This is a genomic window from Pseudomonas sp. B15(2017), from assembly GCF_002113215.1.
Classification (GTDB): domain Bacteria; phylum Pseudomonadota; class Gammaproteobacteria; order Pseudomonadales; family Pseudomonadaceae; genus Aquipseudomonas.
In genome coordinates, this window is the sequence record NZ_NEJZ01000019.1 from 83154 (window position 1) to 99018 (window position 15865).

11 protein-coding genes are annotated in these 15865 nt (G+C 60.5%); 5 read left to right on the top strand and 6 right to left on the bottom strand.

Translation table 11 applies throughout. The annotated features are described in order from the left end of the window. Positions 1-199 precede the first annotated feature (199 nt). Positions 200-1411, bottom strand: coding sequence for a pyridoxal phosphate-dependent aminotransferase (locus CAF73_RS24535; RefSeq protein WP_007955711.1), 1212 nt, complete (start codon positions 1409-1411; stop codon positions 200-202). 225 nt (positions 1412-1636) lie between these two features. On the opposite strand from CAF73_RS24535, the gene msrB reads away from it, so the two are divergent. The 3 genes from msrB to CAF73_RS24550 all read left to right on the top strand — a co-directional run bounded on the left by msrB (position 1637) and on the right by CAF73_RS24550 (position 3077). Continuing rightward, a complete protein-coding gene (gene msrB, locus CAF73_RS24540) occupies positions 1637-2032 on the top strand; it encodes a peptide-methionine (R)-S-oxide reductase MsrB (RefSeq protein ID WP_085700159.1) in 396 nt (131 codons plus the stop codon). Positions 2033-2133: 101 nt separating this feature from the next. After that, the gene (locus CAF73_RS24545; protein WP_085700054.1) at positions 2134-2619 is read left to right on the top strand and encodes a glutathione peroxidase; all 486 of its coding nucleotides are present in this window, start codon (positions 2134-2136) and stop codon (positions 2617-2619) included. After that, positions 2616-3077, top strand: coding sequence for a MarR family winged helix-turn-helix transcriptional regulator (locus CAF73_RS24550; RefSeq protein ID WP_085704428.1), 462 nt, complete (start codon positions 2616-2618; stop codon positions 3075-3077). Before CAF73_RS24545 ends, CAF73_RS24550 begins: the two co-directional genes overlap by 4 nt. On the opposite strand, the gene CAF73_RS24555 is transcribed toward CAF73_RS24550, so the two are convergent. Beyond that, entirely contained in the window at positions 3061-5424 is a 2364-nt protein-coding gene (locus CAF73_RS24555) for a response regulator (protein ID WP_371917935.1), read from the bottom strand. The genes CAF73_RS24550 and CAF73_RS24555 overlap by 17 nt on opposite strands. Positions 5425-5548: 124 nt before the next feature. On the opposite strand from CAF73_RS24555, the gene CAF73_RS24560 reads away from it, so the two are divergent. Beyond that, positions 5549-6439: an ATP-binding protein gene (locus CAF73_RS24560; protein ID WP_085700061.1), complete on the top strand. Its 891-nt coding sequence runs from the start codon at positions 5549-5551 to the stop codon at positions 6437-6439. Continuing rightward, entirely contained in the window at positions 6436-6918 is a 483-nt protein-coding gene (locus tag CAF73_RS24565; RefSeq protein ID WP_085700063.1) for a GAF domain-containing protein, read from the top strand. Before CAF73_RS24560 ends, CAF73_RS24565 begins: the two co-directional genes overlap by 4 nt. Here CAF73_RS24565 and CAF73_RS24570 read toward each other — a convergent pair whose 3' ends face one another. From CAF73_RS24570 to CAF73_RS24585, 4 genes are all read right to left on the bottom strand, one after another. Next, entirely contained in the window at positions 6919-9861 is a 2943-nt protein-coding gene (locus tag CAF73_RS24570; protein WP_085704430.1) for an HD domain-containing phosphohydrolase, read from the bottom strand. A 48-nt stretch (positions 9862-9909) separates the two neighbouring features. Further along, complete coding sequence (locus tag CAF73_RS24575; protein WP_085704432.1) at positions 9910-13554, bottom strand: transporter substrate-binding domain-containing protein; 3645 nt, start codon at positions 13552-13554, stop codon at positions 9910-9912. An 8-nt stretch (positions 13555-13562) separates the two neighbouring features. Then, positions 13563-14189: a response regulator transcription factor gene (locus CAF73_RS24580; protein WP_085700069.1), complete on the bottom strand. Its 627-nt coding sequence runs from the start codon at positions 14187-14189 to the stop codon at positions 13563-13565. 338 nt (positions 14190-14527) lie between these two features. Beyond that, positions 14528-15856, bottom strand: a complete 1329-nt coding sequence (locus CAF73_RS24585; protein ID WP_085704434.1) for a deoxyguanosinetriphosphate triphosphohydrolase — start codon at positions 15854-15856, stop codon at positions 14528-14530. Positions 15857-15865 lie beyond the last annotated feature (9 nt).

A 15865-nucleotide genomic window follows, 5' to 3' on the forward strand; every position in this document is an offset into this window, starting at 1 on the left:
CCGGATTCGCCGGGCATGGGACATTTCCCACTGCCGAAACCGTTATGGATGACAGGCACGCGGCACCCGGTCTCATTGCCTCAGGCACGCATGATTCATATGAGTCGCAAGTGTAGAAGGTGCTGGAGGAGGGGTGGAGCAGAAGTGTTGCTGAATCAGACAGTGCGCAACGTTCGGGCCGTTGCGCACTGAGCGCCGGTTACTGGCGGTAGGACTTGAGGAAGTTGCCGATACGACCGATGGCCATGTCCAGGTCATCGACCCGCGGCAGGGTGACCACGCGGAAGTGGTCAGGCCACGGCCAGTTGAACGCCGTGCCTTGCACCACCAGCAGCTTCTCGGAGAGCAGCAGGTCGAGCACGAATTTCTCGTCGTTGTGGATCGGGCAGACTTTCGGGTCGATCTTCGGGAACGCGTACAGCGCGCCCATCGGCTTCACACAGCTTACGCCGGGAATGTCGTTGAGCAATTCCCAGGTCCGGTTGCGCTGTTCCAGCAGGCGACCTTGCGGCAGTACCAGATCGTTGATGCTCTGATAGCCGCCCAGAGCGGTCTGGATTGCATGCTGACTCGGCACGTTGGCGCACAGGCGCATGTTGGCCAGCATGTCGATGCCTTCGATATAGCTGTGGGCGTTGTGTTTCGGCCCGGAAATGGCGATCCAGCCGGAACGGAAACCCGCCACGCGATACGACTTGGACAGACCGTTGAAGGTCAGGCACAGCAAGTCCGGGGCCAGCGAGGCGGTGCAAATGTGTACGGCGTCGTCGTAGAGGATCTTGTCGTAGATCTCGTCGGAGAACACCACCAGATTGTGCTGGCGGGCCAGTTCGAGCATGCCCAGCAGCACTTCCTTCGAATACACCGCGCCGGTCGGGTTGTTCGGGTTGATGATCACCATCGCCTTGGTGTTCGGGGTGATCTTGGCCTTGATGTCGGCCAGGTCCGGGAACCAGTCGGCACCTTCGTCGCACAGGTAATGCACCGCGTTACCGCCGGCCAGGCTCACGGCTGCGGTCCACAGCGGGTAGTCCGGCGCCGGCACCAGCACTTCGTCGCCGTTGTTGAGCAGCGCCTGCAGCGACATCACGATCAGCTCGGACACGCCGTTGCCCAGGTAGATATCTTCGATGCCGACACCTTCGACCTGTTTCTGCTGGTAGTACTGCATCACCGCCTTGCGCGCGCTGAACAGGCCTTTGGAATCGCTGTAGCCCTGGGCGGTCGGCAGGTTGCGGATCACATCCTGGAGAATTTCGTCCGGCGCTTCGAAACCAAAGGGCGCCGGGTTGCCGATGTTCAGCTTGAGGATGCGATGGCCTTCCTCTTCCAGGCGTTTGGCGTGCTTGAGCACCGGGCCGCGAATGTCGTAGCAGACGTTGGCGAGCTTGTTCGATTTGCTGAACTGCATGGCGATGTGATCCCGAAAATGAACGATCCAGGCGGCGGGTGGACAACCGTGCTGGGAATCCTGCGTCTTCACACAGGCAGGTGTCTTGGGCGGCGGTTTCCAACAATCCGTTTGAATGCGCAGGAACCCGCTGCCAGACTGGCGTGTGACGAGGCGCAATCATACGTGCCGCCCGATCCGTGGAAAAGGTACAGATCGGGCTTTTTCAGCCGCTGAGGTGTGATGATGGAAAAGATTGAAAAGACCCTGGAAGAATGGCGGGCGATGCTCGACCCCGAGCAGTTCAACGTGTGCCGCCTGAGCGCCACCGAGCGGCCGTTCTCCGGCAAGTACAACGCCACCAAGACCGATGGCGTCTACCACTGCATCTGCTGCAACGAGCCGTTGTTCGACTCCAGGACCAAATTCGACTCCGGCTGCGGCTGGCCAAGCTTCTACGCGCCGATCGGCGACAACGCCATGACCGAAATCCGTGACACCAGCCACGGCATGATCCGCACCGAAGTGAAATGCGCCAGGTGCGATGCGCACTTGGGCCATGTGTTCCCTGACGGCCCGCCGCCGACCGGTCTGCGTTACTGCATCAACTCGGTGTGCCTGGACCTGGTGCCGCGCGAGTAACCGAAATGGGCGATCCACGGGTCGCCTTTCGAATAATTAAATTGCACACAATTCAATTGCTCGCTATTTTTGCCGCCTATCCATTTTCAAGAGTGCGCACCATGAGCGATAACCTGCTGAACATTCCGTGCACCACCATCAAAGGCGAGCAAAAGACCCTCGCCGACTTCGCCGGCAAGGCAGTGCTGGTGGTCAATACCGCCAGCAAATGCGGTTTTACCCCGCAGTACAAAGGCCTTGAGGAGCTGTGGCAGACCTACAAGGATCAGGGCCTGGTGGTATTGGGTTTTCCGTGCAATCAGTTCGGCAAGCAGGAGCCGGGTAACGAGGGCGCCATCAGCGAGTTTTGCGAGCTGAACTACGGGGTCAGCTTCCCGCTGTTCAAGAAGATCGAAGTCAACGGTGCCGACGCGCACCCACTGTTCGTGCAATTGAAGAAACGCGCGCCAGGCGTGCTGGGCTCCCAGGGCATCAAGTGGAACTTCACCAAATTCCTGATCGGCAAGGACGGCCAGTTGGTCAAGCGCTTCGCCCCGGCTACCAAGCCGCAGGATCTGAGCCGCGAGATCGAAGCCCTGCTCAAATGAACAGCTTGTCCGCCGATTCGCTGAAGCTCGACAGCCAGCTGTGTTTCAAGTTGTATGCCGCTTCGCGGGCGGTGATTCGTGCTTACAAGCCGATGCTCGAACAGCTCGGCCTGACCTACCCTCAATACCTGGCGATGCTGGTGTTGTGGGAATGGCAGCAAACCGTGCCGGAGCAACCCACGGTCAAGGCGCTGGGTGAGCGTCTGGCACTGGATTCCGGCACGCTGACGCCGCTGCTAAAGCGTCTGGAGCAACTGCAGCTGGTCCAGCGTCAGCGCTCGGCCCGAGATGAGCGTGAGGTACATCTGAGCCTCACACCTCAGGGGCAAGCGCTGCGTGAACAGGTCGGGCCGTTGAAAGCACGGCTGCTGTGCGACAGCGGGGTGGATCTGGACCGGCTCAATGTCTTGCGTGACGGTCTCGATCACTTGCTGGGGCAGATCAAGGCACTGTCGTAGTCGGAATCCACTGGTCCAGCAGCGCCGCCAGCTCTTCACGGCGAAACGGTTTGGCCAGATAGTCGCTCATGCCCGCCGCCCTGCAGCGTTCGCGTTCCTCGGACATGGCGTTGGCGGTCAGGGCGACAATCGGCAGATGCGGCCAGCGGCCGCTCTGGCGAATCTGGCGACTGGCTTCGTAGCCGTCCATCACAGGCATGTTGCAGTCCATCAGCACCAGGTCGAAATCGTCGTGCTCCAGCTGATCCAGCGCTTCCACACCATGGGCGGCGACGACCACTTCGCAGCCGAGTTTCCCCAGCATGCCCTTGGCCACCAACTGGTTGACCGGGTTGTCCTCCACCAGCAGCACCCGACCGCGTCGCTGCGACGGCACGCTTTCGAGGCGCGCGCGGTCGATGGTGGAGAGGTCCGGCAACAGCGTCCGGCGCAGATTCTGATACAGCGCGTTGCGGGCCAGTGGTCGCGCCTGCTGCTGCAACGGCGCGAGGGCCGTGGCTTCCTCACCCGGCATGAAACTTCCGTAAGCGGTTACCAGCAGAATCGGCGCCGTCATCGCCGGGCGCAGGCCGAACAGGCATTCGGGGCAGTCGGTGATGATGACGTCGGGGGACAGGCCAAGCAGTGGATCGTCGAGGGTTCGCTGCTCGTAGGTCAGCCCCCAGACCGGCAGCAGACTTTCCAGCAGCTCTGCCAGCCCGCTGACCGCGCTGGTGATTGCCAGCACCTTGCCGTGCAACGGTGGCGGAATCACCGCGCGGGTGTGGCAGGGCAATGGCAGTTCGGCGCAGAACTGACTGCCGAAACCCACTTCGGAACTGATGGTCAGGCGCCCCTGCATGGCTTCGCACAGGTTATGGGTCAGTGCCAGGCCGAGCCCGGTGCCGCCGTACTGGCGGGTGATGCCGGCCCCCGCCTGGGTGAACGGCTGGAAAATCTTCACCTGCGCTTCCTGGGCGATGCCGATGCCGGTGTCGCAGACTTCGATCCGGACACCGTCCTTCCAGGTAGACAAGCGCACGTCGACCCGGCCGAAGCGAGTGAATTTCAGGGCATTGGACAACAGATTGCTGACGATCTGCCTGACCCGGGTCGGATCGCCGAGCACCAGTGCCGGGAAGTACGGATCGATCAGGCAAGTCAGCTCGACACTCGGCGCCGCGTTCTGCGACAGCAGGTTGGCGGTGTCTTCGATCAGCGAACCGAGATCGAACGGAATATGTTCGAGCTCCAGTTGCCCGGCATCGAATTTCGACAGGTCGAGAATATCGTTGAGCAGCTCCACCAATACCTTGCCAGAGTCGTGAGCGATGGACAGTTGTTGCTGTTGTTCGGGGTTGAGCGGGCCGTCGAGCGAAAGGGCGATCATCCCCAGCAGGCCGTTGAGCGGGGTGCGGATCTCGTGGCTCATGTTGGCGAGAAATGCCGAGCGTGCCTCGGCCATGTCCAGTGCGGTGCTGCGGGCCACTTCCAGTTCCCGGTTGGACTGGCTTAGGCGCGCGTTGATCGCCTTGAGCTCGGCGGTACGCGCGGACACGATGTCTTCGAGTTGCGCGAGGTAGTCGGTGAGCCGGTTTTCCGCATTGCGCCGCTGCTGGATTTCCGTGGCGATGTTCTCGAACTGCTGATTGGCCACCTTGACCAGTACGCCGATCTCGTCATTGGCGTGTCCGCCTGGACATTCAAGGGTGGTCGGTTCGGCACTGCGCGGGTCGCGACTGCTGAGTTCGCGGATCACCCGCACCAGCGGTTTGGTCAGCATCACGTAGAACAGCGCGAGCAGGATCCCGGTGAGAATCAGGCTGCGGGCGAAACCGTTGATCAGCGTGACCTCGGCCCGGCGCAGGAAGCGGCTGCCGAACGCGTAGGTGTCGACTTCCAGGCTGAGGGTGCCGAGGGATTCGTTGGGCAAGTGATCGAGATAGAGGCGGTCTTCGAACTGGCGTTTGGCGCCGAACAGGAAGTCGCTGATCATCCGGTAGCCGCTTTGCAGCTCCGGGCGTTTGACGTTGGCCAGCACCGTCTGGTTGTTGTCGGTCAGGCGTGCGGAAATGATGGCCGGCGAGCGCAGCAGTCCCAGGGTCAGCTCCTGCGCCAGTTCGGCATCGATGTTGTAGGCGATGCGCGAGGCCGGGTTGTGACTGATTTCCAGCAAAGACAGGATTTCACGGTTGATGGACGCGTCTTCACTGGCATAATCGATGCCGATTTGCAGCAGGCTGAGCAGCGTGCCCAGAATGAACCCGACCAGCACGGTAAGCCGGGCCTGTTTGTACGACAGCCGGTGGGTGAATTTGATATCCATGGGGTGTTGAACCACTTCCGTTTCCCTTCGCTGCTCAAGCATAGTCGATCATGCACGGACTCCTGAGTTCCCGAAGCGCCTTGTAGCAAGGGCCGGGACAGGTTTCGAACGCTGTCTGTCGTCGCTGCACCGCCATCATCACTGTGAACGAGCCCGAGGAGAAGACGTGGATTCCCGATTGAATGCTTTTCTTGAGCGCGCCGAGTCGGTTCTGGCGCGGATCGAACCGCTGCTGCCGGCTCCACGCCCGGTCATCGACTGGGGTACCTGCCTGGCTGCACGCTGGCAGCGTGACGGTCGCAGCGGTTATCTGCTGCCGCTGGAAGTCAGCCTCGACATGCGTCTGTCGGACCTGATCGGTGTCGACCGGCAGCTGGAGCAACTGGGCCGAAATACCCAGCAGTTTCTCGACGGCATGCCGGCCAACCATGCGCTGCTGTGGGGTTCGCGCGGCACCGGTAAATCGTCGCTGGTGCGCGCGCTGCTGGCTGAACATGCCTCGGCCGGTTTGCGTCTGATCGAAATCGAGCGCGATCACCTGGCGGACCTGCCACGGGTGGTGGAGCAGATCGCCAAGCTGCCGCAGCGCTTTGTGCTGTTCTGCGACGACTTGTCGTTCGAGTCCGGCGAAGGCGACTACCGCGTGCTGAAAAGCGTGCTCGACGGCTCGCTCGAACAGGCGCCGGACAACGTGTTGCTGTACGCCACCTCCAACCGTCGCCATCTGGTGCCGGAAAAGGAAAGCGACAACGAAAACTGGAAGCGCGTCGATGGCGAGCTGCATCCGAGCGAGGCGGTGGAAGACAAGATCGCGCTGTCGGATCGCTTCGGCCTGTGGCTGTCGTTCTATCCGTTTACCCAGGAACATTTCCTCAACGTCGTCGAGCACTGGATAGGCCAGTTGGCCACCAAGGCCGGCCTGAGCTGGGAGCGCGACGAACAACTGGACATCCTCGCCGTGCGCTGGGCAACCGGTCGTGGCAATCGCAACGGACGTTGCGCATACCAATTCGCCCGTTACTGGGTGGGACTGAAATTGTTGGAGCACAAGGCATGATTGATTTGCAACAGAGCGGCCAGGGCCTCGAAGGCTATGGCATGTTGGCCGCGCAACTGGAGTCGCTGCTGGCGGACGAACGCGATTTCATCGCCAACGCCGCGCAGTTTTCGGCGTTCCTGTACAACCAGCTCGATGACCTGAACTGGGCCGGTTTCTACCTCAATCGCAACGAAGAGCTGGTGCTTGGCCCGTTCCAGGGCCAGATCGCCTGCGTGCGCATTCCGTTCGGTCGCGGTGTGTGCGGCGCGGCGGCTGCCAGCCTGCAGACGCAACGGGTCGAAGACGTTCACGCGTTCCCCGGCCATATCGCCTGCGACAGTGCGTCGAACAGCGAGCTGGTTGTGCCGTTGGTCAAGGACGGTCGTCTGATCGGTGTGCTCGACCTCGACAGCCCGAAGCTCGCGCGTTTCGGTGCCGAGGATCAGGCCGGGATCGAACAGCTGGCGGCGATTTTCCTGCGCCTGACCGACTGCTGATCACACCGCCAGGCCTGCCTTGAGCAGCACGGCCGCCGGGTCCACGGCATCGATCTGCCGTGGATCGAGAAAACGCGTGGCGTACTGCAGATACACGCCATCGCGAACGAACAGCCCGAACAGCTCGGCATCGATGTGAGCCTCGCGGCACATGGTGGCCATGATCCCCAGCGCTTCACTGAGGGACTTGGCCTTTTTGTACGGGCGGTCGGCGGCGGTCAGGGCTTCAAAGATGTCGGCAATCGCCATCATCCGCGCCGGCAGGCTCATGTCTTCGCGTTTCAGGCGCTTGGGATAACCGGTGCCATCCATCTTTTCGTGATGCCCCCCGGCGATTTCCGCCACGCTGTTCAAATGCCCGGGGAAGGGCAGGTGACTGAGCATCAGGATCGTCTGCACCATGTGGTGGTTGATGATGTAACGTTCTTCGCGGGTCAGCGTGCCCCGAGGAATGCTGAGGTTGTAGAGCTCGCCGCGATTGTATTTGTAAGGCGGCACGTCGAGCTTGAAGCCCCACGGATTGTCCTCCGGAATCAGCTCGCCCTCGGCGCGTTCCAGCAGATGTTCCTGCTTGTCCGCCAGCAGCGGTTCGCTGACCGGCAAGGTCGGTGCCGGGGTGCGTGCCTGACGCCGGTTCTCTTCCCACGACAAGCCCAGTCGATCATCCAGCGTGCGGGTCCAGGTACGTTGCGCAATACGTTGCAGACGTTGCAGATCGGCCTCGGCCATCGCTTCACTGCCCAGATTGCAGTGGGCGACGAATGCAAAATCGTCATCCAGTGCTGTCAGGGTTGCGTCGCGCAGCTCGGCCAGTTGCCGTTCATCGCCGCCCATGGCCACGGCTTGCCAGTAGCTGACCCATGCATCGCGCTTGAGCACTTCGAAGCGGGTGCGGATTTCATGAAGACGATCGTTCAGGGTTTCCAGTTTGGTGGCTTTGTCGACCACGTATTCCGGGGTCGTGACCTTGCCGCAATCGTGCAGCCACGCGGCAATATGCAGGGCCTCCCATTCGTCTTCGTTCGGCTGGTAGTCACTGAACGCCGGTGCCTGACTGGCCGCTGCGGCATGGGCGAGCATCAGCGTCAGCTCCGGCACGCGCTGGCAATGCCCGCCGGTATAAGGGCTCTTGGCGTCGATGGCGCCGGCCAGCAACTGAATGAACGCGTCCAGCAATTGTTTCTGCCGGGCTTGCAGGCGCTGGCTCTCGATACTCACCGCCGCCGCCCCGGACACCGCTTGCAGGAAGGCGATGCGATCGGGCCGCAGCTTTTCCAGATCGCTCGCCGTACCGCTGTCATTGATCAGCAGTACCAGCAGGCCGACGGTCTCGTTGTGCCGGTTATGCAGGCGGATACCGATCAGATGAGCCCTCGGCGATTCCATGGCCAGCAGCACTTTCTGCAGGTCGGTGGCCTGTTCGAAACCCAGATTGCTCACGACCGTGTTGGCGTTCGCCAGTTGTCGGAACCATTCGGGACTCGGAGCGGTGTCAAGGTTGTGCCCCTGAATATCGAACGCGGCCAGGCTTTGGGACTCGCCGTCGACCACCAGACCGCAGGGCTCCATGCGATCGCCATCGTTTTCGCGCAGATAAATCAGGCCCGCTTGGGCCTGGGCGATCTGCACGGTCTCGAACAGCACCCGTTGCAGCAGCGGGGCGAAGCGGGTTTCGGCGGTCAGACTGTCGGTGATCCGAAAGAAGCTGGCCAGAGTGTCTTTCATGCGGGCCATCGACAGACTCAACTGGTCGACCTCCAGCACCGGCGAACGTCGGGTCACGGGAAAATTGAAATCGAAACTGCGAATCGCGTCGGCCTCCTTGACCAGCGCATGCAGCGGCTTGACCAGAATTCGCGAGATCAGCCAGCCCAGCGGCAGGCACAGCAGAAGGGTGGCCAGCGTGATCAGCGCGCCTTGCCAGCGCATGCGATAGGCGTCGACCAGCAACTCGTCCTCCGGCACCAGCAACGCCATCTGCAAGCCCTTCGGCCCACCTTCCTGCAACTGGCTGCGGGCGACAATCCATTGCCGGCCGTCGGCCTTGATCCGATTGCCCTGGTGACCGGAAAACAAGGCATGCAGGGCAGGGCTCAAGTCGGCAGCCTTGGCCAGACGCGCGGTTCGGTCATCGACGATCAACCGGCTGCTGTCGGGATAGGCCACGGCATTGCCGTCGGCGTCGAACAGGACGATTTCCGTGGCGGGTGTCACCACGTGTTTGATCAGGGTTGCGGAGAGTGCGTCGAGGGTCAGGTCGGCGCCGATCACCGCGTCAGCACCGCTGCGCCGAGCCAGTGTCGTGCCGACGTTGCGGGTGGAGAAAAAGACGTAGGGTTCAGTGGTGATCTGTTCGGTCTGCTGCCGCGCGTTGATGTACCACGCCCGGCTGCGGGGATCATAAGGATCGTCGGGGTTGTCCTGCCGGCCGACCGGGGACAGGACCTGATCGAAGAACAGCGACTGCGAATGCGCCTGACCGCTGGCGTCGTGTTCGATGCTCCAGACCTGAAAAGCCGCTGCCTCGGGTGCCTTGAGCAGGTTTTTCAGCGCCGGCGTGCGCAAAGGACGAACCATGAAGAAGTCGCCGTTGCCATATCCCAGATACAGCGAGGCCAGATCCGGATTGTCCGTCAGGGACTGGCTGAACGGCTTGAGCAGCGCCAGGCGCGGTTCGAGACCGGAAGACCGGGCGGCAGGGGTGTCGGCCAACAGACTCAGCAAATGCCGGATCGGTGCATAAGTGGCTTGCAGATCGAGGCGTACATCCTGTTCGATGCGATTGAACAGTTTTTCGCTGCTCGACAGGATGATCTGTGTGGTCTGTCGATAGTTGAACAGACCCAGCACCACCCCGGTGAGCAACAGCAGAAAGGTGAACATGACGCTGATGTGCACATGCAGCGGGAACCGGCGTTGTTCCGGGCGCAGTGGGCTGGGCATTGCGGACTCTCCGTGTAGGTAAGCACACCGCTCAGCGTCCAAGCATAGTTAAGCCCCGGTCACTTTGCTCTGGCTGATCCGGTTCAGTTGCTGTTCCAGTGCCTGCTCCAGTTCCAGGATGGCAAGGCGGCTGGCCTGACAGCGACGCTCGATCTCGTCCCCCGGCAGCGCTTGCTGACAAGCCTGCTCAAGTGCATCGCAACTGTCGATCAGACGTGTGGCCTGGGCAATGCGTGCGGCGCCTTTGATCTTGTGTGCGATGACGGCCAGCGCAGGGCGGTCCCGTGTGAGGGACACAGTCTGCAACTCCTGCCGGTCAAGACGACTGCTGTTGAGCAGTTCTGCCAGCAGGCGGTGAGTCTGGGAGGGGTTGCCGCCGGTCAGCAGCGTGAGCCCTTGCAGATTGAACACCGGCGCACGGAACAACGGCTTAACGCTGTCGACCCATTGGCTCAGGCTGTTCAGGCTCAGGGGTTTGAACAGGCACTCGTTCATGCCGGCCTGTTTGCAGCGCTGGATTTCCTCCGGCTGGGCATTGGCGGTGAACCCCAGCACCGTGCACGCCGGGCGGCGGGTGAGCATTTCGTGCTGACGAATCGCCCGGGTCAGCTCATAGCCGTTCATGACGGGCATGTTGCAGTCGGCAATGACCAGATCGAATTCGCCGTTCTTCCATTGCTCCAGTCCGCGCTGGCCATCTTCGGCAATACTGAAGCGGTGCCCGAGGTACTCCAGCTGCTGGCACATCAGAAGCCGATTGGCCGGATGGTCATCGACCACCAGAACCGTCAAGGGGATGAGGGATGCCTGAATCTGCGGTTCGTCTTCTGCTCTCGCCACTTGCGCAGGCAGGATGGCCATCGGTAGCGAGACACTGACCTGTGTGCCGACTCCGGGCAAGCTGCTCAACCGCAGTTTTCCTCCCATCATTTCGCAAAGGTTGCGGCTGATGACCAGTCCCAGGCCCGCGCCGCTGACGGTTCGTTGTCCGCCGTTGCCGGCCTGGGCGAAGGGTTCGAACAGTCGCAACTGATCCTGCGTCGTGATCCCGATGCCGCTGTCCTGTACGGTCAGTTGCACCATCGAGCGTTCCGGATCGTCGGTGGGTTGAACATCCAGCGTGATTTTGATGTGTCCTGCTTCGGTGAACTTGATGGCATTGCTGATCAGGTTCGACAGCACCTGCTTGAAGCGCAGCGGGTCGAGGTGTACATCGACATCCAGTTCCGGCGGAGAGACGGACATCGCCAGTGAAAGGTGTTTCTGCCGGGCGAGCCCTTCGAAGATTCTGACCACAGAACCGACGGTATCGATCAGGTTGATTCGCTCGGGGTTCAGACTCAGCCGCCCGGACTCGATGCGGGCAATGTCCAGGATGTCGCCGATCAGGCCCAGCAGATCCTTGGCAGAATGGTAGGCCGTTTCGATGCCGGAGCGATCCGGGTGAGCGTGGTCCATGCGCTTGAGCGTCAACTCGAGCATGCCGATCACGGCGTTCATCGGTGTGCGGATCTCGTGGCTCATGGTCGCCAGAAACGTACTTTTGGCCCGGTTGGCATCGTCCGCCTGCTCCTTGGCAGCGCGCAGCTCATCAAGCAGCTCGCGGCGCTCGCTGATGTCGATCCAGCCGCCGATGATTCCCTGAACTTCACCGCTGGAGTCCCGGTACGGCAGGATCCAGTGATAGATCGTCAGATGCCGGTTGCCGATCTGCAGCGGCCGGTCGAGCACCAGCGGTTTGCCCTCGGCCATTACCCGCTGATAGTCGGCCTGATACGTCAGGGCTTCGAAAGCATTGTTCGATGGCCCCTGCATCACACTTTTGCCAATGACGTCTTCGCGTCGGGCATTGAACGCCTGGAGATAGCTGTCATTGCAGCTTTTCAGCACGCCCTGGCGGTCACGCACGTAGATGGGGTGGGGTGTGCCGTTGACCAGTGCGCCCATGAATTCCAGTTGATCGTTCAAGGCTCGTTCGGCTGCCTTGCGTTGTTTGATCTGGCGGCGCATGTAGGCATTCCAGAACAGCGACAGCAGCAACAGCAGGCAGGCGCCGCCGATCGCCTGATAAAAAAAGCGCTGGTACTGATGCCATGTGCCTTGCGAAACACTTGAGTAGCCACGCCAGCGACCATTGATGATGCCCAGTTCTTCGGGGGTGATGCTCATCAGCGACTTGTCGATGATCGAGCTCAGTTCCGTGTTGTCTCGAGCTGTGGCCAGGGAGAAGGCCGCCTGACGTGTGCCGATGGTGGTGGTGATCTGCAGTGGCTGTTCGAAAATGCGGGATGTGATGAAGTAGTTGGCGATGACCAGCGAGTTCACTGCGCCCTCGACCTGACCTGCGTCGAGTAACGCCACGGCACTGAAGGTGTCGGGTGTTTCGATCAGTTGGATACGTGGAAATTCGGACCGCAGGTATTCGATCATCGGATTGCCCTGGGCGATCGCCAGTCGTTTGCGTTTGAGCTGACCCAGGTGGGTCGGACTGTCGGCCGCTTTTCGGGTCAACAGGACATAGGAGTTTTCCAGGTAGGGGCGACTGAAGGTCAGGGTTTGCTCGCGCTGAGTGGTGGGCAGCAGGGCGGCGATAAGGTCGGCCTGGTGATTTTCAACCTGCTTGATCATCTCTGCATCGTTGCGGCTGCGGCGGACGTCGAAACGCAGGCCGGTGCGCAAGCGGATGAGTTCGAGCAGGTCGGCACTGATGCCGCGAAAGTTGCCATCACTGTCGAAGAACGTCAGCGGGGCGAAGGCCTCGTTGACGACCACACTTACCACCGGATTCCTTTTCAGCCACTGTTCTTCGCGTCGGGTCAGTTGCAGCTTCTGGTCTGTGAGCAGTGTGTCGCTGCCGACGCTCCAGCGCTTGGCGATGTTTTCGCGCTCGCTGCCAGGGACAGTCTTGAGCACGGTGTCGATGATTTTGACCAGCTGTGCGTTGTTGCGATGCACGGCGAAGCTGAACCCGTGAGCCTCGTGCTTGCCGAAATTGGCCATGCGGATGTTGTTCAGGTAACCCTTGCTGATCATGTAGTGCGTGGAAATGGTGTCGCCGAGAAACACGTCCGCCTGATCGAATGCGACGGCGTTGATTGCGTTCTGGTAGGACGGATAGGACGTGATGAGGGCTTTGGGATACATCGCCTTGACCTCATCCAGCGGCAGATAGTGATAGAGCATGCTCAGCCGCAGACCGGCCAGGCCTTCGGTCAGAGAGCGGGTTTCGCCTTCGCGGGTCACCAGCACCGGTTGATCGACGGCGTAGGGGCGGGACAGCACGATGTCCGGGTTTTCCGCTTCGAAGCCGTTGGATGTGCCGAGCATGTCGATGCTGCCGTCGATCAATGCCCGAATCGCGGCTTCTCGAGACGCGAAGCGCCTGACCTTGACCGGCAGACCGGTCGCCTGGCCGACCAGCCCCGCGTAGTCCGCCGTGAATCCCTCGAAGTCGTGCCCGCTGGTGGTCATGTCGAAGGGCGGATAGTCGGGAGCAGAGGCCCCAAGAATCAACTCATTGCGAGCGTGCAGCCACGCCATCTGCGCGGGCTCGAGCGAGACCGATATGGATCTGTCGGTCGAGCGCGCAAGCAGGACAAAGTCCTGGAAGGTAAGCGATGCAACCGTGACAGGTGCGCTGATACACAGGCATGCACTCAATGCAATCAGAAAACTCTTTAAGCGACTGGGCATGTTGGCTCTCACACGAGTGCGTTACGTTTGGCCATTTCGATAAGTTCTACAAGGGACTTGGCTTTGAGTTTTTGCATGAGGCGTTTTTTATAAGTACTGACGGTTTTATTGCTGAGAAACATGCCTTTGGCTATTTCCTTGTTGGTACGCCCTTGGGCAAATAATTGCAGCACCATCAGTTCCCGATCATTGACGGATTTGAAAAGTTCAAGTTCTACATAGCGCACATCATCTTGACGAACCGGATTCAAGGCCTGGCTGGGAAAGTAGTTGTAACCGGACAGTACGGCTTTGATTGCACTGACCAGTTCGCTCAGGTCTTCCTGTTTGCACACGTAACCCGAGGCACCTGACTGCATGCAACGTATGCCGAACAGGGTCGGGCATTGCGCAGTCAATACCAGCGTCTTGAATGGCGAACTCATTGCGTTGAAGCGGGACAGGACTTCCAGGCCGTCGAGTTTGGGAATGCTGATGTCGAGGATGATCAGGTCGGGCATGCATTCGCGAACCATCTGCATGGCATCGACACCGTTATCGGTTTCTCCGACGACTTTATAACCTTCATGCTCCAGCAGCATTCGAACGGCAAGGCGGATGACCGGGTGATCGTCGACAATAAAAACGGAGTTCATAATCAAATCCCATACGAGCGCAAATAAAGGGCGAACCTTAGCTCAGATGAATGAACGCTCGCATGAACTGGCAGGCCGTCAGCAGCAATCAGGGAGAAGTCCTACAAATAAAGAAGAATCAGACTACGTGTTAACTAGGTTTGACGTAGGTAGAGGCGTGAGATGTTCAAGAGTTGTTCTTGTTTAAGTTTGGAGGGGCGCAGTGCGGTCGATGCTGGAACTATTATCGGTTTTCCGGTTTCGCCTTCTTGAACATATAAAAAAAGAAGGGTCTGTCTTTTCGCCGTTATTGCACAAGACCCGCCCGATCCATTGCAGATTGGGCGGGGGGGCAGGCGTCAGTGGCTGGAACGGCCGGTCATTTCCAGCGCCATGTCGCTGGCGTAGCTGTCGGTCATGCCGGCGATGAAGTCGATCATGCGCAGGAACGATGTATGTAGAGGACCGTGCGGATCCGGTGCGTTGTTGCCCAGCAGATCGAGAATCCGGCGGCTCTTGAACGACGGCGTGCGGCCGTTGTGCTGTTCCAGGGCCGCACCGCAGAAGGCGTTGAGCAAAATCTCCAGGGTCGTGTAAGCACCAATTTCATGCAGGGTCTTGCGCTTGTCCTGAAAGATTTTCTTGCGGGCGATGTCCTTGGCGTTCAACACGCAGCGCTTGGCCGGACCGTGCATGTGCTCCACCAGATCCCCCGGCAGCGTACCGGCCAGCAGTGCGTCCTGTTGTTCGACGAAGGCTCGGGCGGCCGCGTTGGTCAGGTGTTCGATGGCCTTGCCGCGCAGGATTGCCAGTTTGCGCCGGCGTGAATCCTGCGGGCCGAGCTGGCGATAGGTTTCGGGCAGATCATCGCCGACCAGACCGAGCAGCAGCGACTCGACTTCGGCATAATCCAGCAGCTCCATTTCCAGGCCATCTTCCAGATCGATCAGGGCGTAGCAGATGTCGTCCGCCGCCTCCATCAGATACACCAACGGATGGCGTGCCCAACGTTGCTCTTCCAGTTGCGGCAGACCCAGCTTGTGGGCGATCTGCTCCAGCAACGGCAGTTCGCTCTGATAGCAACCGAATTTGTGCTTCTTGTAACCGAGGGAGTCAGCGTGTCGCGCGGTCCACGGGTACTTCAGATAGGTGCCGAGGGTGGCGTAGGTGAGTCGTGTCCCGCCGTCGAACTGGTGATATTCCAGCTGCGTGAGCACCCGGAAACCCTGGGCATTGCCTTCGAAGTTCAGGAAGTCACCGCGCTCGGCGTCGCTCATCGCGTCCAGCCATCCGCGCCCGGCAGCCTGCTGGAACCAGTGACGGATCGCGTCTTCACCGGAATGGCCGAACGGCGGATTGCCGATGTCGTGTGCCAGGCAGGCCGATTGAACCACCATGCCCAGATCGCTCGGTTCGCACCATTCGGGCAGGGCGCGGCGCAGGGTTTCACCGACGCGCATGCCCAGCGAGCGGCCGACACAACTGACTTCCAGCGAGTGGGTCAGGCGCGTGTGAATGTGGTCGTTGCTCGACACCGGATGCACCTGGGTCTTGCGCCCCAGGCGGCGGAAGGCGCCGGAGAAGATGATGCGGTCATGGTCTTTATGGAACGGGCTGCGGCCCAGTTCCTGCGGGCTGTGCAAGGGTTTGCCGAGACGTTCGCGGTTGAGCAGGGTATGCCAATCCAAGGCTGATTC

What these genes read in the sequence shown, in the direction of transcription:
- CAF73_RS24550 (WP_085704428.1), top strand. Translation starts at nt 2,616, where the DNA reads ATGAACAGCTTGTCCGCCGATTCGCTGAAGCTCGACAGCCAGCTGTGT.
- CAF73_RS24535 (WP_007955711.1), bottom strand. Translation starts at nt 1,411, where the DNA reads ATGCAGTTCAGCAAATCGAACAAGCTCGCCAACGTCTGCTACGACATT.
- CAF73_RS24570 (WP_085704430.1), bottom strand. Translation starts at nt 9,861, where the DNA reads ATGCCCAGCCCACTGCGCCCGGAACAACGCCGGTTCCCGCTGCATGTG.
- CAF73_RS24545 (WP_085700054.1), top strand. Translation starts at nt 2,134, where the DNA reads ATGAGCGATAACCTGCTGAACATTCCGTGCACCACCATCAAAGGCGAG.
- CAF73_RS24565 (WP_085700063.1), top strand. Translation starts at nt 6,436, where the DNA reads ATGATTGATTTGCAACAGAGCGGCCAGGGCCTCGAAGGCTATGGCATG.
- msrB (WP_085700159.1), top strand. Translation starts at nt 1,637, where the DNA reads ATGGAAAAGATTGAAAAGACCCTGGAAGAATGGCGGGCGATGCTCGAC.
- CAF73_RS24555 (WP_371917935.1), bottom strand. Translation starts at nt 5,424, where the DNA reads ATGCTTGAGCAGCGAAGGGAAACGGAAGTGGTTCAACACCCCATGGAT.
- CAF73_RS24575 (WP_085704432.1), bottom strand. Translation starts at nt 13,554, where the DNA reads ATGCCCAGTCGCTTAAAGAGTTTTCTGATTGCATTGAGTGCATGCCTG.
- CAF73_RS24580 (WP_085700069.1), bottom strand. Translation starts at nt 14,189, where the DNA reads ATGAACTCCGTTTTTATTGTCGACGATCACCCGGTCATCCGCCTTGCC.